At 63.5% G+C, this 17,878-nt stretch carries 15 protein-coding genes and 1 pseudogene; 11 read left to right on the top strand and 5 right to left on the bottom strand.

Annotated elements, in window-relative coordinates; translation table 11 throughout:
• The first annotated feature begins 23 nt into the window (after positions 1 to 23).
• The 4 genes and pseudogenes from AVCA_RS25390 to AVCA_RS17580 form a co-directional block, all read left to right on the top strand.
• A complete protein-coding gene (locus tag AVCA_RS25390) occupies positions 24 to 878 on the top strand; it encodes a peptidoglycan DD-metalloendopeptidase family protein (RefSeq protein ID WP_012702384.1) in 855 nt (284 codons plus the stop codon).
• Between the two features lie 99 nt (positions 879 to 977).
• On the top strand, positions 978 to 1,982 hold the full coding sequence (rpoS, locus tag AVCA_RS17590; RefSeq protein ID WP_012702383.1) for an RNA polymerase sigma factor RpoS: 1,005 nt from the start codon (positions 978 to 980) through the stop codon (positions 1,980 to 1,982).
• 624 nt (positions 1,983 to 2,606) lie between these two features.
• Positions 2,607 to 3,548, top strand: coding sequence for a PAS domain-containing protein (locus AVCA_RS17585; protein WP_012702382.1), 942 nt, complete (start codon positions 2,607 to 2,609; stop codon positions 3,546 to 3,548).
• Positions 3,549 to 3,626: 78 nt separating this feature from the next.
• Positions 3,627 to 4,182: pseudogene (locus AVCA_RS17580) on the top strand (methyl-accepting chemotaxis protein); the annotation flags it as partial.
• 291 nt (positions 4,183 to 4,473) lie between these two features.
• Here AVCA_RS17580 and fdxA read toward each other — a convergent pair.
• The 3 genes from fdxA to AVCA_RS17565 form a co-directional block, all read right to left on the bottom strand.
• Entirely contained in the window at positions 4,474 to 4,797 is a 324-nt protein-coding gene (fdxA, locus tag AVCA_RS17575; protein ID WP_012702380.1) for a ferredoxin FdxA, read from the bottom strand.
• Between the two features lie 134 nt (positions 4,798 to 4,931).
• Positions 4,932 to 7,499, bottom strand: a complete 2,568-nt coding sequence (mutS, locus tag AVCA_RS17570) for a DNA mismatch repair protein MutS (protein WP_012702379.1) — start codon at positions 7,497 to 7,499, stop codon at positions 4,932 to 4,934.
• A gap of 131 nt (positions 7,500 to 7,630) precedes the next feature.
• On the bottom strand, positions 7,631 to 8,518 hold the full coding sequence (locus AVCA_RS17565; protein WP_012702378.1) for a DMT family transporter: 888 nt from the start codon (positions 8,516 to 8,518) through the stop codon (positions 7,631 to 7,633).
• A 383-nt stretch (positions 8,519 to 8,901) separates the two neighbouring features.
• On the opposite strand from AVCA_RS17565, the gene AVCA_RS17560 reads away from it, so the two are divergent.
• The 7 genes from AVCA_RS17560 to recX all read left to right on the top strand — a co-directional run bounded on the left by AVCA_RS17560 (position 8,902) and on the right by recX (position 14,873).
• Positions 8,902 to 9,360: an Hsp20 family protein gene (locus AVCA_RS17560; protein ID WP_012702377.1), complete on the top strand. Its 459-nt coding sequence runs from the start codon at positions 8,902 to 8,904 to the stop codon at positions 9,358 to 9,360.
• A gap of 83 nt (positions 9,361 to 9,443) precedes the next feature.
• A complete protein-coding gene (locus AVCA_RS17555) occupies positions 9,444 to 9,902 on the top strand; it encodes an Hsp20 family protein (protein ID WP_012702376.1) in 459 nt (152 codons plus the stop codon).
• Positions 9,903 to 10,693: 791 nt separating this feature from the next.
• Entirely contained in the window at positions 10,694 to 11,308 is a 615-nt protein-coding gene (locus tag AVCA_RS17545; protein ID WP_072432477.1) for an alpha/beta fold hydrolase, read from the top strand.
• 397 nt (positions 11,309 to 11,705) lie between these two features.
• Complete coding sequence (locus tag AVCA_RS17540) at positions 11,706 to 12,092, top strand: hypothetical protein (protein WP_012702374.1); 387 nt, start codon at positions 11,706 to 11,708, stop codon at positions 12,090 to 12,092.
• A gap of 631 nt (positions 12,093 to 12,723) precedes the next feature.
• A complete protein-coding gene (locus tag AVCA_RS17535) occupies positions 12,724 to 13,218 on the top strand; it encodes a CinA family protein (RefSeq protein ID WP_012702373.1) in 495 nt (164 codons plus the stop codon).
• 126 nt (positions 13,219 to 13,344) lie between these two features.
• The gene (gene recA, locus AVCA_RS17530; RefSeq protein WP_012702372.1) at positions 13,345 to 14,394 is read left to right on the top strand and encodes a recombinase RecA; all 1,050 of its coding nucleotides are present in this window, start codon (positions 13,345 to 13,347) and stop codon (positions 14,392 to 14,394) included.
• 11 nt (positions 14,395 to 14,405) lie between these two features.
• Positions 14,406 to 14,873 carry a recombination regulator RecX gene (recX, locus tag AVCA_RS17525; protein WP_012702371.1) on the top strand — a complete coding sequence of 156 codons (468 nt, stop codon included), beginning with the start codon at positions 14,406 to 14,408 and terminating at the stop codon, positions 14,871 to 14,873.
• 200 nt (positions 14,874 to 15,073) lie between these two features.
• Here recX and AVCA_RS17520 read toward each other — a convergent pair whose 3' ends face one another.
• Both AVCA_RS17520 and AVCA_RS17515 read right to left on the bottom strand, forming a co-directional pair.
• Positions 15,074 to 16,153, bottom strand: coding sequence for an LOG family protein (locus AVCA_RS17520; RefSeq protein WP_012702370.1), 1,080 nt, complete (start codon positions 16,151 to 16,153; stop codon positions 15,074 to 15,076).
• A gap of 144 nt (positions 16,154 to 16,297) precedes the next feature.
• Complete coding sequence (locus AVCA_RS17515; protein ID WP_012702369.1) at positions 16,298 to 17,704, bottom strand: MBL fold metallo-hydrolase RNA specificity domain-containing protein; 1,407 nt, start codon at positions 17,702 to 17,704, stop codon at positions 16,298 to 16,300.
• Positions 17,705 to 17,878 lie beyond the last annotated feature (174 nt).

Raw genomic sequence — 17,878 nt, 5'->3', positions numbered from 1 at the left:
GTCATCGGAAAGGGGATGCGCGGGTGAGTTTCAGAGTTTTTCAATTTCTCAGTAGTGGCCGTACCGTTCGGAGCGTGCTGGGGGGGATCATCCTTGCCCTGCTGTTGGCCGGCTGCGCCAGTTCCTCCCGGAACAACGTGCAGGTGGCGGAGCGCCAGTCGGTTCCTCGCGTCACCAGCGGGCAACATGTGGTCAGCCGTGGCGAGTCGATCTCGTCCATTGCCATGCGCTATGGCTGGGAGTGGCGCGAACTGGCCGCCCACAATGGCATCGCTGCGCCCTACGTGATTCATCCGGGACAGAAGATCCAGCTGGGGCCGGTGCGGCAGGCAGCGGCCTCGACGGCAGCCCGGCCGTCAGTCCCGGCGGCGACCCCTGCTCCAACTGTCCCAGCCACCAGCCAAGCTGCCGTAGCGGCGACACCGGTCAAGCCGGACTCCGGGAAGGTTCAGCCGCCGCCTGCGACAAAGGCGCCTAGTGCACAGCCGGCGGTGTCCGCCAGATCACCGTCCGGCTGGGCCTGGCCGGCGGAAGGCCCTCTGGTGGGACGCTTTTCCTCAAACGGCAGTTTGAATAAAGGCATTGATATCGGCGGTCAATTGGGCCAGCCTGTCCTGGCTGCGTCTGATGGGTCGGTTGTGTACGCCGGAGGTGGTTTGCGGGGCTACGGCGAACTGATCATCATCAAGCATAGCGATGTTTACGTCAGCGCCTACGGCCATAACCGCAGGCTGCTGGTCCGGGAAGGACAACAGGTGAAGGCGGGGCAGGTTATTGCCGAAATGGGGTCGACGGGTACCGATCGGGTGAAGCTCCATTTCGAGATTCGCCGCCAGGGAAAACCTGTGGACCCTCTGCAATATCTACCTTCCCGGTGAACCGTTGTAGCCCGTTCCAGTCAGAATAAGGGCTCGGGTGTCCAACCATGGGAGGGTGGCACCGAAGCTTGTTGTTGAACATAGCAGGGGACGACAACGATGGCTCTCAATATAAAAGCAAAAGAAGCGCCGGAGTTTGATGTAGACGATGATGTGCTCCTGATGGACGCCGACATCGTGCTGGAGGATGTCCTGGACGATGAGCCGGACCTCCCCGTCGCGAAGTCCAGGCAGGCGAACCTGAAGCAGCACAAGTACATCGACTACACTAGGGCGCTGGATGCGACCCAGCTCTACCTCAACGAAATCGGCTTCTCGCCGCTGCTGACACCAGCGGAGGAAGTGCATTTCGCGCGGCTGGCGCAGCGGGGAGACCCGGCTGGCCGCAAGCGGATGATCGAAAGCAACCTGCGACTGGTGGTCAAGATCGCCCGCCGCTATGTCAACCGGGGCCTGTCGCTGCTCGATCTGATCGAGGAGGGGAATCTAGGCCTGATCCGGGCAGTGGAGAAGTTCGATCCGGAACGCGGCTTCCGTTTCTCGACCTACGCCACCTGGTGGATTCGCCAGACCATCGAGCGGGCCATCATGAACCAGACCCGCACCATTCGTCTGCCGATCCATGTGGTCAAGGAGCTCAATGTCTATCTACGGGCGGCGCGTGAACTGACCCAGAAGCTCGATCACGAGCCTTCGGCGGAAGAGATCGCCAACCTGCTGGAAAAACCGGTCGCCGAGGTCAAGCGCATGCTCGGACTCAACGAGCGGGTCACCTCGGTCGATGTCTCGCTGGGTCCGGATTCGGACAAGACCCTGCTCGACGTGCTGACCGACGATCGCCCCTCCGATCCCTGTGACCTGCTGCAGGACGATGATTTGTCGCAGAGTATCGACCAGTGGCTGTTCGACCTGACCGAGAAGCAGCGGGAAGTCGTGGTGCGTCGTTTCGGTCTGCGCGGCCACGAGAGTTGTACGCTGGAGGAGGTGGGGCAGGAGATCGGCCTGACCCGCGAGCGGGTTCGCCAGATCCAGGTCGAGGCGCTCAAGCGTTTGCGGGAGATCCTCGAGAAGAATGGCCTTTCCAGCGATGCGCTGTTCCAGTGAAAAAGATGCATGTGCGGCTGGCCGGAAAAGTTCCGGCTCGGCTGGCGTGCAAGCCTCACAGAGCGAGCCGTCGCGCGTCTTCCGTGTACTTGCTGTGTGACTGATCGAGCGGCTTGCGGTTCCTGATCCGCTCGGGAACCAGAAGGGTGGAGGATATGCCTCCACCCTTTTTCGTTTCCGGCGACAAGCATTCCGCCCATCGAGAACCTGCTGGCGGTGGAAATATCCGCTGGTCGCTCGGGCCACAGGCTCCGCTGTCCCCACTCTTCCTGCTGGCGTTTGGCTCCGGCATTGAACGGCCTCGATCGCTGTCGCCTGGCCTGACGCCGCCATCCCATTCAAGTAGCGCTTTTTCCTGGGGAAGCGGGCCAGGGATGGATCTCGTCCAGGCGCTTCCCAGGCTGTTTCGAGGCAGTTTTGATGTCATAAAGGCATCAATACGGTTTTGAAGATTTGTGGGAAAGCTCGCATTTTTCTTGTTTCTTCGAACAGTCCTTCCTGAAGAAATCAGGCCTTGCCGCGTATGGCGCGCTTATTGCTTGAAGCTCTCCCATAGGCGGCCCTATCCGATTGCCGCCTCTCCTGGCGCTCCACTCCCTGCATGCCTAACTCAAGGAACATGACGTGAAGTCCAATTGTCTTGTCACCCAGCATGAATACGAGTTGAGGGACGATCAGAACCTGCTTTCCAGGACTGACTTGAAAGGACGCATCACTTATGCTGCCCCCGGTTTCATCGAGGCCAGCGGTTACAGCCGAGAAGAATTGATCGGTGCGCCGCACAGTCTGGTACGCCACCCCGACATGCCTAGGGAGGCTTTCGCCAATCTCTGGGAAACGCTCCTGCGCCGGGAGGTCTGGGCCGGGGTGGTCAAGAACCGGCGCAAGAATGGGGACTTCTACTGGGTTCGTGCCAATGTGGCGCCGATCATCGAAAATGGCGAGGTGCTGGGCTACTCGTCGGTGCGTGTCAAGGCCAGTCCCCAGGAGCGGTTGGAAGCCGAGCAGGCTTACGCGCGAATCCGTGCGGGAGATACCCGGGGTATCCGCCTCGAACGCGGCACGGTCGTCCGGACAGGGCTTTCGGGATGGGACCGGCGTCTCGAGGCCAGTGCGTTCAAGGTCTGCCTGGGTGGCATGATCGGCTTGAATCTGATCTTGCTCGCCATCTGCATCGGTCTTGGCTATTTCGGTTTCAGGTATGCCGGCAGCCATGTCCGGCAGTTGCAGTCGGACCTGGGGGATTCTGCTTCGGCCGCCCTGCTGGCGGCGCTGCAGGATCATCAGCAAAGCCTTTTCTGGGCGCAGACGGGATTGCTCCTGCTGGTCGGTTCACTGATGCTGGTGGCCGGCCTGACGGTGATGCGCGGCCTGCTGCGCCAGCTTCGGGAGGCCGTGGTTTTTTCCATGCAGATCGCTACGGGCAACCTGGCGGCCATGCCGCCGGCGATGATGCGCGGTGAGATCGGCAGGCTGATGGACATGCTGATCATCATGCGTACGAGTCTGGGCAACATCGTCACCGATGTCTATCAGTGCCTGGGCGAGGTCCAGCCAGCCGCCTAGTCGATCGCCAGAGGCAATGTCGACCTGTCCAGGCGCACCGAGCAACAGGCGGGTGCCCTGCAGCAGACCGCATCGAGCATGGAGCAGATTACCGCTACCGTGCAGCAGAACGCAGCCAATGCGAGGCACGCCAGTTCCTTGTCCCATATGGCCGCCGAAGAGGTCCAGGCCACCGGCTCGGCGATGAAGTCCGTAGTGCAGAGCATGGAGCGGATCAGCAGCAGTTCCGGGAAGATCGCCGAGATCATTCGGGTCATCGACAGCATCGCCTTCCAGACCAACATTCTCGCCCTCAACGCCTCGGTGGAGGCCGCCCGGGCTGGCGAGCACGGCCGTGGTTTCGCGGTGGTCGCCAGCGAAGTGCGCAACCTCGCCACCCGGAGTGCGGCCGCGGCGCAAGATGTGCATGCCCTGATCGAAGTGTCGAGCCGCGAGATTCATGCCGGCGAACAGCATGTCGGAAAGGCCGAGGCAGCCATCCGGCAGGTGGTCGAGGCGGTACTCGAGGTCGACGGCATCATGAACGAGATCGCCGCCGCCTCGGAGGAACAGACCCGTGGCATAGAGCTTGTCAACCAGGCGGTCGCACAGATGGACGAAGTCACCCAGCGCAACGCCGAACTGGTCCAGCAGTCGGCCAGGGATGCCGCGAACCTGGATACCCAGGTAGCCGAGCTGTCCAACGTGATTTCGGCATTGAGAGTCAGCGGACGGGGGGTGGAGCATGTGAGTCGCCAAGATCGCTTCGCTGCCCGTGCCGCCCGGCGGCGCAGCGAGCCCGACCGCAGGGGCGGCAAGGCCACCGTGCTCCTCGAGCCGGGGATCGCCGTCGCCCCGCCCCGGGAGCGCTGGGCCGAGTTCTGAGGTTCCTGCCGGCCAACGGAAAGGGCCCGCCGGTTGGCGGGCCCTCGCGTTTCATATCGGCTCAGCGCTCCAGGTGCTGCAGCTTGCCCTTCACGCCATCCCAGTCTTCGGCGTCCGGCAGCGGGTCCTTCTTCTCGGTAATGTTCGGCCAGACTTCCGCCAGTTCGGCATTCAACTGGATGAACTCCTGCATGTCCTCGGGTACTTCGTCCTCGGAGAAGATCGCCTGGGCGGGGCACTCGGGCTCGCAGAGCGCGCAGTCGATGCACTCGTCCGGATGAATGACCAGGAAGTTCGGCCCTTCGTAGAAACAGTCTACCGGGCAGACTTCAACACAATCGGTGTACTTGCACTTGATGCAGTTGTCGGTGACGACGAAGGCCATTCCTGTGTTCTCCTCAGGCGCAGCTGCGGAGCCGAACCGGCTCCCTGCTTGTATGTGAAGGGCGCCGGACTTCGGGCTAAAGGTTCCGGTGCCCTCTGAAAGCGCGCGATTCTAGCAGTTTGCTCGGGTATGTGTTAGAGCCTCGTTTTCCACGAATACAATAGCTCAAGCGCCTGGCGCGGGCTCAGGTCGTCCGGCTTGAGGCGTGCCAGTTCCTCCATCAGGGGATGCGGCAGGCTGGCGAACAGATCGCTCTGGATCGGCGGCTGGGGTTTGCCTGCTTCGCGGAGCGGCGCTTCATGGGGCAGGCTGGTGGCCTCCAGACGCGCCAGGTGTTCGCGGGCACGGCTGATCACCGGTCCAGGCACGCCGGCCAGTTGGGCGACCGCCAGGCCGTAACTCTGGCTGGCCGGTCCCGGCAGCACATGGTGGAGGAAGACGATGCGCTCGTTGTGCTCGGTGGCCGACAGGTGCACGTTGGCCACTACCGGTTGGCTTTCCGCCAGCACGGTCAGCTCGAAATAATGGGTGGCGAACAGGGTCCAGGCGCGCAGGCCGGCCAGGTGCTCGGCCGCCGCCCAGGCCAGTGACAGGCCGTCGAAAGTGCTGGTGCCGCGGCCGACCTCGTCCATCAGCACCAGGCTGCGTTCGCTGGCATTGTGCAGGATGTTGGCCGTCTCGCTCATCTCCACCATGAAGGTGGAACGGCCGCCGGCCAGGTCGTCGCTGGAGCCGATGCGGGTGAAAATGCGATCCACCAGGGAAAGCTCGCAGCTCTGCGCCGGAACGAAGCTGCCGATGTGGGCGAGCAGCACGATCAGCGCCGTTTGCCTCATGTAGGTGGATTTGCCGCCCATGTTGGGGCCGGTGATGATCAGCATCCGGGTGTTGTCGTCGAGTTCCAGATCGTTGGCGACGAAGGGTGTGTCCAGCACCTGCTCGACCACCGGATGGCGGCCCTGGCGAATGCGCAGGCAGGGTTCTTCGACGAAGCGTGGGCGATTGAAGTCGAGGTTCAAGGCCCGCTCGGCGAGGTTGGCCAGCACATCCAGTTCGGCCAGGGCGGTCGCGGTTTCCTGCAGCGGCGCCAACTGGGCGATGAGGATCTCCAGCAGTTCCTCGTAGAGTGCCTTTTCCCGCGCCAGGGCACGGCTCTTGGCCGACAGGGCCTTGTCCTCGAAGGCCTTCAGCTCGGGCGTGATGAAGCGTTCGGCGCCCTTCAGGGTCTGGCGGCGGATATAGTCGGCCGGCGCCTGCTCGGCCTGTACCCGCGGCAGCTCGATGTAATAGCCGTGGATGCGGTTGTAGCCGACCTTGAGGTTGGGCAGCCCGGTGCGTGCCTTTTCCCGCGCCTCCAGGTCCATGAGGAACTGGCCGGCGTTCTCGCTGAGCGAGAGAAGCTCGTCCAGCTCCGCATCGTAGCCCTGCTTGAGCACTCCGCCATCGCGAATCACCGCCGGCGGGTTATCGATGATGGCGCGTCTCAGCAGCTCGGCCAGTTCCGGATAGGTCCGGATGTTGCCGGCCAGGGCCTGCAGGTGCGGCGCTTCCAGCGGACTCAGCGCCGTCTGCAGTTGTGGCAGTGCGGCAAGAGCATCGCGCAGGCGGGCGAGATCGCGCGGGCGGGCATTGCGCAGGCCGATGCGGGCGAGGATGCGCTCGACATCGCCGATCTCCTTGAGCTGCGGCTGCAGGCTCTCGAAGCGGTAGTCCTGCAGCAGGCAGGCGACGGTGTCCTGGCGCGCCTCCAGCACTGCGCGATCGCGCAGCGGGCGATTCAGCCAGCGACCGAGCAGGCGGCTGCCCATGGCCGTCTGGCAACGGTCGATCACCGACTGCAGGGTATTATCGCGCCCGCCGGAAAGGTTGACGTCCAGCTCCAGGTTGCGCCGGCTGGCGCCGTCGAGGATCACGGTATCGTCCAGGCGCTCGTGACGCAGACCGCGCAGATGAGGCAGGGCTGTGCGCTGGGTTTCCCTGGCGTAGGCCAGCAGGCAGCCGGCGGCACCGATGGCCAGACCCAGCCCATCGCAGCCGAAGCCTTTCAGATCCTGGGTGGCGAACTGCTGGCAGAGGCTCTTGTACGCGCTGTCGAAGTCGAAGTCCCAGGGCGCCCGGCGGTGTGCGCCACGACGCTTTTCCAGCGGCAGACCGGCCGGCCAGTCGTCGGGATACAGCAGCTCCGCCGGATTGAGGCGTTCCAGTTCGGCCAGCAGATTTTCCCAGCCCTGGATCTCCTGAACGTTGAAGCGACCGCTGGTGATGTCCAGTATCGCCAGACCGAACAGCCGTTCGTCACCGACCACTGCCGCCAGCAGGTTGTCGCGGCGCTCGTCGAGCAGTGCCTCGTCGCTGACCGTGCCCGGGGTGATGATGCGCACTACCTGGCGCTCCACCGGTCCCTTGGTGGTGGCCGGGTCGCCGATCTGCTCGCAGATCGCCACCGACTCGCCGAGCTTGACCAGCTTGGCCAGATACCCCTCGACCGAGTGGAAAGGAATGCCGGCCATGGGAATCGACTTGCCGGCCGACTGACCGCGGGCGGTGAGGGTGATGTCGAGCAGCTTGGCGGCTTTCTTGGCGTCCTCGTAGAACAGTTCGTAGAAGTCGCCCATGCGGTAGAACATCAACTGATCCGGATGCTCGCGCTTGAGCTTCCAGTATTGCTGCATCATCGGGGTGTGCTGAGAAAGGCTTTCCATTCAATCACTTGGCTTAAGATATCAATTTAACAGCGGCAGGCAGGGACTAATACTACCCTGGCTGCCGCCTGGATTTTGCGGGGGAGGCCGGAATGCCGGTAACCATCGGGCGTGCGTCGAGCGCTGGTCGTTCAGGTCGATAGCGCTGGCAAAATGACCAGCAGGGCGCTGACGACGATGAGCAGCAGCCCGAGTTTTTCCCGCCGGGAAACCTGCTCCTTGAGCCAGTGCTGCGACAGCAGGAGGGTGAAGAACACCTCGATCTGGCCCAGGGTCTTCACCAGTCCGACGTCTTCCAGGTTGACCGCGGTGAACCAGCACAGGGAGGCGACGGAGCTGGACAGGCTGATGCGAAATACCAGCGAGGGGCGATTCCACAGTTTCACCAGCGTCTGGCGGTCGCGCAGGGCCAGCCAGCCGGTCAGCGCCGCGACCTGGATGCTGATGGTCCACACCAGCGCCCAGGCGGCGGTGTGCATGAAGGGTAGTTGTAGCTGATGGCAGGCATCGCGCACCCACAGGGTGGTCAGGGCGAAGCACAGGCCGCTTGCCAGACCCAATAGCAGGGTCGTGAGATCCAGCGAGCCGGGCTCGCCGCGCCCCTTCATCAGCCAGACGGCCCCCGCGCCTACCATTACGCCCAACCAGCCGACCGGGCCGAGCAGCGCGCCGAAAAAGACCGAGCCCAGCACCGCAGCCAGCAGGGCCTCGCTCTTGGCCAGGCCGACGCCCGTGGCATAGCTACGGCGCTGGAACAGTAGCACCATGAGGGTGGTAGCGAGGATCTGTGCGAAGGCGGCGGCGGCCACGTCGAAGACGAAACGGCCACTGAAGTGTGGCTGTTCGGCGGGGGTGCTGGCATACAGCAGCGCCAGGTAGAGCACGGCCAGCGGCAAGGCCCAGATGAAGCGTGCCAGGGTTACGCCCAGCGCGTTCACCTCGTGGCTGAGCTGTTTCTGCTGGGCGTTGCGTAGCGCCTGGGTGAAAGCGGCGAGCAGGGTGAAGGGAATCCAGAGCATGAGAGAGACCCGTGTGAGGACGACACAGGGTCTGGCGCATTCGCTCGGGCGTCAAGCCCGGCGCCTGCAGAGGTGCAGCCCGCTCGGGACAGGGGGCATGTGGGAGGCCGTTGTGATCGACATCTTTCGTTTCGCCGTGGCCGACGGACAGAGGCCGGCCCGCTCACCCAGGGAATGCTCGTTCGCCGATTCGAAAGTTGCATGTCCCGTTTGTCGTCCTTATTGGAAAAGTACCGGAACCGTGAATTCCGTCTGCCAAAAGAACCGAAAAATTTTGCTCGCCGCCCCTTGAAGCCTGTTTGTCCGTCCCTATTTAAGAAGTAAGGGATGCCGAAGTCGGGTCTCTGTCTCAATGAACTTGCCGATAATTCGGGAGATTGAATATGGCTACTTTCACCATGGCTCCGTTGTTTCGCCAATCCATCGGTTTCGACCGTTTCAACGATCTGTTCGAGGCGGCACTGCGCAATGAAAGCGGCAGCACTTATCCTCCCTATAATATCGAGAAGCACGGCGAAAACAGTTATCGCATCGTGATTGCGATGGCCGGCTTCGAAGAGGCCGACCTGGACCTGCAGGTCGAGCGCGGCGTACTGACCGCGAGCGGCAGCAAGCGCACGCCGGCGAAGAGCGAAGAGGCCTCGGCGGTGACCTACCTGCACCAGGGCATCGCCCAGCGCAGCTTCAAGCTGTCGTTCAACCTGGCCGACCACATCGAAGTGAAAGGCGCCAATCTGGTCAACGGCCTGCTGAACATCGAACTGGAGCGGGTCGTTCCGGAAGAGGCCAAGCCCAGGCGCATTGCGATCAACCAAGGCGACAAGCCGGCCCTGCTGAATTGATCCATCGTTGATTCGAAAAGTATGCGGGATGCCGAAGTCGGGTCCCGAGCTTAACAAACTCGCTGATATTCGGGAGATTGAACATGGCTACTTTCACCATGGCTCCGTTGTTTCGCCAGTCCATCGGTTTCGACCGTTTCAACGATCTGTTCGAGGCGGCACTGCGCAATGAAAGCGGCAGCACTTATCCTCCCTATAACATCGAGAAGCACGGCGAAAACAGTTATCGCATCGTGATTGCGATGGCCGGCTTCGAAGAGGCCGACCTGGACCTGCAGGTCCAGGTCGGCGTACTGACCGTGAGCGGCAGCAAGCGTGCGCCGGCGAAGAGCGAAGAGGCGCCGGCGGTGACCTACCTGCACCAGGGCATCGCCCAGCGCAGCTTCAAGCTGTCGTTCAACCTGGCCGACCACATCGAAGTGAAAGGCGCCAATCTGGTCAACGGCCTGCTGAACATCGAACTGGAGCGGGTCGTTCCGGAAGAGGCCAAGCCCAGGCGCATTGTGATCAACCAAGGCGACAAGCCGGCCCTGCTGAACTGAGATCCGGGGCGGCGATTGGAGCGGAAAGGGGCGAAAGCGCCCCTTTCCGCATTTTCGTTCGAGGCGGTTTTTACACCGAAAACCTGGTCGGCTGAGTGAATAACCAAGGGGCTATGGGACGTCGGTCGGGAAGCCCGGAGCCAGAAGGAAGACAAGGAGTCTCGTCCTGTCGCGCATCGACCATGGCGGAAGAGTTTGTCAGCGCCTGTCCATCTGGCAGGGGGATGGCATGGAGGTTGTCCGAGTCCTCCGTTTGAACGGAGCCGGTCTTGTCCTGCAGGACATGGGATATCAGCTCTATGAGAAGATCCATCACCATGACGGATAGGGTCAGGTAGAGCAGAGCGGCGATCGTGAGTATCAGGACTCCCTGCATCAACAAGATGATGTGCCTCCAGACTGACTTGATGGGATGTCATGGCGAACGGGGCCGCTGGTGCTTCGTTTCGTTGCACTGCCAAGGACCGGCGAAGGCCGGGCATATTCGGTACAGGGCCGTCCGAGCCGGCACCCTACGGCAGCGAGGTTACGGAATTGTTAACTCGGGCCGATATTCGTCCGGTGTACGCCATGCGGTACGCTTCCGGGCACTTTCGATATTCTAGCTCCCCGGCCATCGCCGAACCTGCAGTCCGACCAACGAGCCCCTGTCTCTTCGGCGGGTGCCCCTTGGAGCTTCGAGAGACCTTGGGGACGGAGGATTGACAGGCGGAAAAGCAAGGAGGAACAGCGCCTTGCTTGTCCCCTTGCGATGACGCAGGCATTTTTCGTCACTTTCGAGGAGCGACCCCGTGACTCCACCGCCATCGAAACTCCTGTTTCTTCCCGGCGCTTCCGGCAGCACGCAGTTCTGGCGGCCGACAGCCGATCTGCTCACCCATCCGGCACGGAAAGTCCATATCGGCTGGCCCGGTCTGGGTTCGACGCCAGCCGACCCGAGCGTGACCGGCTTTGCCGATCTGGTGGCGCGCGTCGTGGCCGAAATCGACCAGCCCGCGGCACTGATGGCGCAGTCGATGGGGGGAGTTGTCGCCATGCTGGCGGCACTCGAGCGGCCCGAACAGGTCTCTCATCTGGTATTGGCCGCGACTTCGGGCGGGATGGACATGGCGAGCCTGGGCGCGCAGGACTGGCGCCCCTTGTTCGCCGCCGAAAACCGGACCGTACCGCAGTGGTTCATCGAATACCATGAAGACCTGACGCATCGGCTGGCGGAGCTGCGCATGCCCGTGCTGCTGCTGTGGGGCGATGCCGATCCGATCAGCCCCGTCGGTGTCGGCCAGCGCCTCGCCGTATTGCTGCCTCGCGCCGAACTGCACGTTTTCCCGGGCGCAGGCCATCGACTGGCCAAAAACCTCGCCGCGCAGGTGGCACCGCTGATCGACAGGCATCTGGCCAGAAGCTGATGGCCTGAACGTCCCCGTGGCCTCGCCATCCAGGCTGCCAACGCCGAACGGCCGACCTCGGGATCGGGGGCGTCGGCGTGTTGTTTCTGCATAACGGGCGGGAAAGCGCACGACTCCGTTTATGTCCCGCTAATCGGACGCCAGTTCGGGTCCGGTAATTTTCCTTTCGAATCAACCGGTTGATGTCTTCTTCGGCAGGCACGGGAGGAAGTTTCGTCTTGCCGGTCGTCAGGGATACCCCTCCTTAAGCATGATGTGCCGATTATTTTATTGATCTGTGTCAATCAAAACGGTAGTTTTTGCCCCAAGGGAAAGCGAAACGGCGCAGAACCGCGCCCCCAGTCCCAACAGGAATCGACTGGCCACGACCACTGATATCGACCTCGGGGGAACCGCCATGAAAAAGTTCGGCATTCTGGCTCTGACCATCGGCATGCTCGCCATGAGCAATGTCTACGCCGCTGAAATCGTCAACGAAGTGACGGACGAGACCTCCGGCCAGGCTACGGGCGGCATGACCGGCATGATGGCCGGCTCCGTCGGCGGTCCGGTCGGTGCCCTGATCGGTGCCGGCGTCGGTGCGCTGGTCGGCGGTTCCGGCCAGAAGGCAGTCGGTGGTAGCGATCGTGCCTACATCGTGCGTACCGACAGTGGCGAACTGAAGAGGTACCGCTCGCCGAACTATGTCTTCGCTCCCGGCGACAAGGTCGTGATCTATGGCAATCGCCCGCGCCCGCTCGGCTGGACGCCTGAAACTGCCGAGTCCTTTCCCTATAACGGCTGACGACGCCGGTTAGCGGTCAGGGTGGACAACGCTTGGATTGTCCACCGCCACCGACTCCCGCAACGGCCAAGTACATTCCGGATTGCACATCTTCTCCTGCGGCACTTGCGATACGGCTGTGCCGTCGTGTTTCCCCCTCTTGGCGATCCCGCTCCGACAGCCAGCCTCCGCTGCTGGGCTTCCGTGCACCGGCCGGTTTTCGATGGCGGTCCGATGGCGGACGACCCTTCGCGCGAACCTGTAAAAGAAGCGTACCGACGGGTAGATTTTCCTTGTGCCCGGTCGGCTGCCGGGCCGGGCCATGGGGTCTGTCCCATATTTCCCTGGCGCCGATTCCGGCTTGCGGCATAGCCGTCGATCTGTGCCGGACCGGGCGGGAACTGGAACGATTCTTTCATTTCAGTGGATTGCTAGCGTTATCGCCATGGCCGACGCATTAGCGGGACACGCGCGTCGGGGTCTGGTTTATCCATCGGGGCCACGGCTTGCGAAAGGTGCGGGACGGGGCTCCATCCAGGCATGGTTTCGCCTTCCGGCGCGGACGGAGCGGGTCTGCGGCCGGCCCGCCGCTTGCCCTGTGCCGACATCGGAGTAGGGTATCGTTCTGCAGCGACTCTGCCTGGAGGACACCATGGACGACATTACCCGACTCGCCGTCGAACTCGGCGAGAGTCTGCGCGCGCTCGGCGCGCAGGCGAGCACTGCCGAATCCTGCACCGGCGGCGGCATTGCCGAGGCGATCACCCGCATTCCCGGCAGTTCGGCCTGGTTCGAGGCCGGCTACGTCACCTACTCGGATCGCCAGAAGAATGTCCAACTGGGCGTGCCGAGCGAACTGCTCGAGCGTTTCGGTGCGGTCAGCCGAGAGGTGGTCGAAGTCATGGCGCGCGGCGCCCAGGCGCGCAGCGGCGCTCGCTACGCCGTGGCGGTGAGTGGTGTCGCCGGCCCCGATGGCGGCTCGCCGGAAACCCCGGTCGGCACCGTCTGGCTGGCCTGGGCAGATGGCGAGCGCTTGTTCGCGGTGCGCCAGCAGTTTCCCGGCGACCGCGGCGAGGTACGTCGACGGACGGTGCAGGCCGCCCTGGCCGGTCTGATCCGCCTGGTTGCCGATGGGACGCTCGAATGAGGTGCTGGACATCACGGAAATGGATCGGCCCAGGGGTAGGCGCCCGAGCTTTTCCTATGCTCTAATACTGTCTACTTATACAGTGTATGGCGGCCGCAAGGCCCTCCTGAATACGTGAGGTCTTCAATGGACGAGAACAAGAAGCGCGCCTTGGCTGCGGCCTTGGGCCAGATCGAAAAGCAGTTCGGCAAGGGCGCGGTGATGCGCATGGGCGATCACGAGCGGCAGGCGATTCCGGCCATTTCCACCGGTTCCCTGGGGCTGGACATCGCGCTCGGCATCGGCGGCCTGCCCAAGGGGCGGATCGTCGAGATCTACGGCCCCGAATCCTCCGGCAAGACCACCCTGACCCTGTCGACCATCGCCGAGGCTCAGAAGCAGGGTGCCACCTGCGCCTTCGTCGACGCCGAGCACGCGCTCGATCCGGACTACGCCGCCAAGCTCGGGGTGAACGTCGACGACCTCCTGGTTTCCCAGCCCGATACCGGCGAGCAGGCGCTGGAGATCACCGACATGCTGGTGCGTTCCAACGCGGTGGACGTGATCATCGTCGACTCCGTGGCGGCGCTGGTGCCCAAGGCGGAGATCGAGGGCGAGATGGGCGACCAGCACGTCGGTCTGCAGGCCCGTCTGATGTCCCAGGCCCTGCGCAAGATCACCGGCAACATCAAGAACGCCAACTGCCTGGTCATCTTCATCAACCAGATCCGCATGAAGATCGGTGTGATGTTCGGCAACCCGGAAACCACCACCGGCGGCAATGCCCTGAAGTTCTACGCCTCGGTGCGTCTGGACATCCGCCGCACCGGCGCGGTGAAGGAGAGCGACGAGGTGATCGGCAGCGAGACCCGCGTCAAGGTGGTGAAGAACAAGGTGGCGCCGCCGTTCCGTCAGGCCGAGTTCCAGATTCTCTACGGCAAGGGCATCTACCGTAACGGTGAGATCATCGACCTCGGTGTGCAACTCGGCCTGCTGGAGAAGTCCGGCGCCTGGTACAGCTACCAGGGCAGCAAGATCGGCCAGGGCAAGGCCAATGCGGCCAAGTTTCTCGAGGACAACCCGGAGGTCGCCGCAGCGGTCGAGAAGAGCATCCGCGATCAGTTGCTCGCCGCGCCGGCCAGCGCCCGTCCGGCAGCCTTGGCCGACGAGCCGGCCGACGCGGATCTCGATTATTGATGAGTGCGTCGATGCCGGGGCTCGACAGTCCCGCCGCCGTGCGCCGGGCCGCCATGGACCTGCTGGCGCGTCGTGAGCACGGGCGGGTCGAACTGGCCCGCAAGCTGGCCCGGCGCGGTGCTTCGGCCGAACTGATCGAGACGGTTCTCGATCGTCTGGCGAACGAGGGACTGCTCAGCGAGTCCCGTTATCTGGAGGCTTTCGTGGCCAGCCGCGCCCGCGCCGGCTACGGACCCCTGCGGATTCGCGAGGAACTGGCCCAGCGCGGCCTGCCGCGACAGGCCGTCGAGCAGGCGTTGCGCGAGAGCGGCCTGGACTGGGGCGAGTTGCTGGTCGACACCTGGCGACGCAGGTTCGCCGGCCGCTTGCCCGAGGATGCACGCGAGCATGCCCGTCAGGGCCGCTTCCTCGGCTACCGCGGGTTTTCCCCCGAGATGATCGGCCGCCTGCTGCGCGGTGGCTTGTCCGACGATCGCTGAGTTCCGGCGCTTGCCGATCGATACAGCCGGGACTGGGCCTCGTGCGTTTCTCCCTGCCCAAGAGCGATTCGTGTCGCTGTCACGCCATGCCTGGCGGCGCATGGCCTGGAGCCGAGCGCCGATGGTGGGTGGACCGGACGGACGAGCGGCAGGGAAGGGACCGCCGGCCCGGCTGGGCTGGCTTGGCGGTGTCGCCTGGATCAGTCCTTGGCGGCCCAGTGCTGTGAAAGGTTGATGAAGTTGAGCAACTCGCGCAGGCGGCCGTGGTCGCGGGCGTTGAAGATGAAGCTCAGGCGTATCAGGTGGCAGAGTTCCGGTTCGTCCTGTTCGGTTTCGCAATAGCCCTGCTGTTCGAAGGTGCCGCTCAGGCAGAGGTCGGCGAACTCGTCGCGCAACCGGGCCAGCGCCGCTTCGCTCAGTGGGTGGTGCATACGGATGACGAAGCGGTCCTTGATCCAGCGGCTGGAGTGGTAGTTGCGGTAGAACTGGGCGATTTCCTCGGCCGCCTCCTCGGCGCTGTCGGCCAGGTGGAGCAGGTGCATGTCGCTGGGCAGTATGTAGCGGTTGCCTTCCAATTGCTTGCGGATGAACTGCAGGGCGTCCGCCCAATAGGTTCCGCCCGGCTCGTCCAGCAGGACCACCGGAACCAGCGGGCTCTTGCCGGTCTGGATCAGGGTCAGCACTTCCAGCGCCTCGTCCAGGGTACCGAAGCCGCCGGGGCAGAGGATCAGCGCATCGGCCTCCTTGACGAAGAACAGCTTGCGCACGAAGAAGAAGTGGAAGGACATCAGGTTCGGCGTGCCTTCGACGGTGGCATTGGCGTGCTGTTCGAAGGGCAGGGTGATATTGAAGCCGAGGCTGTTCTCCAGGCCGGCCCCTTCGTGGGTGGCAGCCATGATCCCGCCACCGGCGCCGGTGATGACCATCAGGCCATGGTGCGCCAGGGTTCGACCGAGTTCGCGCGCCAGGGCGTACAGCGGATGTTCGATCGGTGTGCGCGCCGAGCCGAACACGGTGACCTTGCGGCGGCGCTTGAACTGTTCGAGGCGGCTGAAGGCCTGCTCCATTTCGCGCAGGGTCTGCAGCATGATCTTGGCATCCCAGCGGTTGCGATCGGCCTGGGCCATGCGGATGACGGTGTAGAGCATCTCCCGGTAGAGCGGGAGATTGGGACTGGTTTCGGGAACGACTTCATCGACCAGTGCATCGACGAGCGCGTTGACGTCGACGCCGCTGGTCTGGAAATGACGAGAGAGGAACTCGTCCGATTCGAAAGGCATGGACTTCTCCTTGGGCGCGGAATCCTGGCGGTGCTGCGAGCAGCACCGTTCCAATGGCGGGGCTGGTCATCATGACGGCCCGATATGGCGACGATCGGTCCATTTTATTATCGGCTCGGGCAGCCAACCTACTGCTGCTTCGCCTCAGATCGCTATCTGCTCACCTCGCTCGGGAATGGTGGCTGTCCAGTTCAGACGTTCGTGCAGGGTCTGTTGCAGGACCAACATCTTTTCCCGTTCTCCGTGTACCAGATAGAGCTCGGGATGGTGATCGAAGTGCTGCACCCAGTCGATCAACTGGGATTGCCCGGCATGGGCCGAGAAACCGCCGAGGGTGTGCACCTGCGCGCGCACGGCGATGCGCTGGTGCAGGACCTTGACGCTGCCGGCGCCGTCGACGATCCGCCGTCCCAGGGTGCCCTGCGCCTGGAAGCCGGGGAATACCAGATGGCACTCCTGGCGCCAGAGATTGTGCTTGAAGTGATGGACGATGCGTCCTCCGGTGCACATGCCGCTGCCGGCGATGATGATGGCGCCGCTCTTGATCCGGTTGATCGCCATCGACTCCTCGGGAGTGGGCGTCATGCGCAGGACCGGTAGCCAGTCCTCGGCACGCTTGACACCCTTGGCCCGCAGCAGGTCGCGATCCAGTGGGTCGAACTCTTCGGCGAAGCGCGCATAGATGGCGTTGGCGCGGATCGCCATGGGACTGTCGAGGAACACCGCCTGCTGAGGCAGGCGCCCTTCCTGGTAGAAGCGCCCCAGGTAGAAAAGCAGATCCTGGGTGCGGCCGACGGCGAAGGAGGGGATCAGCACGTTGCCGCCGTCGCGATGGGCCTTCTGCAGGATTTCGGCGAATTCCTCCAGGGTTTCTTCGCTGTTGCGGTGGTTGCGGTCGCCATAGGTGGATTCGAGCAGCACCACGTCGGCCCTGGACAAGGGGGTCGGGTCGCGCATCAGCGGCGTGCAGGTGTTGCCGAGGTCGCCGGAGAACACCAAGCGACGGGTCAGATGATGATCGTGCAGTTCCATCTCGACGATGGCCGAGCCGAGGATGTGCCCGGCCGGGTGGAAGGTGACGATCACGCCCGGAGCCACCTCCAGCGCGGCGCCATAGGGCTGCGGGCGGCACAGGGACAGCGCCTTCTCGGCATCGGCCGTGGTGTAGAGCGGTTGCACCGGCGGCTTGCCGAGGCGAGCCCGCCACTTGTTCTCCCATGCCGCATCGTTTTCCTGCAGGTGGGCCGCATCCAGCAGCATCAGGTTCATCAGTTCGCAGGTGGCTTCGGTGGCGAAGATCGGTCCCCGATAGCCGGCGGCGGCCAGGCGCGGCAGTAGGCCGCTGTGATCGATATGCGCATGGGAGATGACCACGGCATCGAGGCTGCCCGGATCGAAGGGAAACGGCCGGGCATTGACCTCCTCTTCCTCGCGGCGCCCTCCCTGGCGCATGCCGCATTCGAGCAGCACGCGGCTGCCGTCGCGCGTCTCGACCAGGTAGCAGGAGCCGGTCACTTCTTGAATCGCACCGAGAAAGCTGAGGAGGGCCATGTTGTTTCCTTGACTTCGGACAATTGGGGCAGATTGCCGGCGGTGGCCGTCGGTTTGCCCTGATGTGAGTCATCATAGCCGCGGACCGAACCGATCGATATATAAGGGCCTCCCCGTGTCCGCCCGGCCGATGGAGTCCGCCGACGGGCTCGGACAGCGGGAAGATGGCATAGA

It is taken from the genome of Azotobacter vinelandii CA, assembly GCF_000380335.1.
GTDB classification, from domain to species: domain Bacteria; phylum Pseudomonadota; class Gammaproteobacteria; order Pseudomonadales; family Pseudomonadaceae; genus Azotobacter; species Azotobacter vinelandii.
Note: the sequence above shows the minus strand (reverse complement) of the source record. Positions and strands in the feature narration are given on the sequence as shown.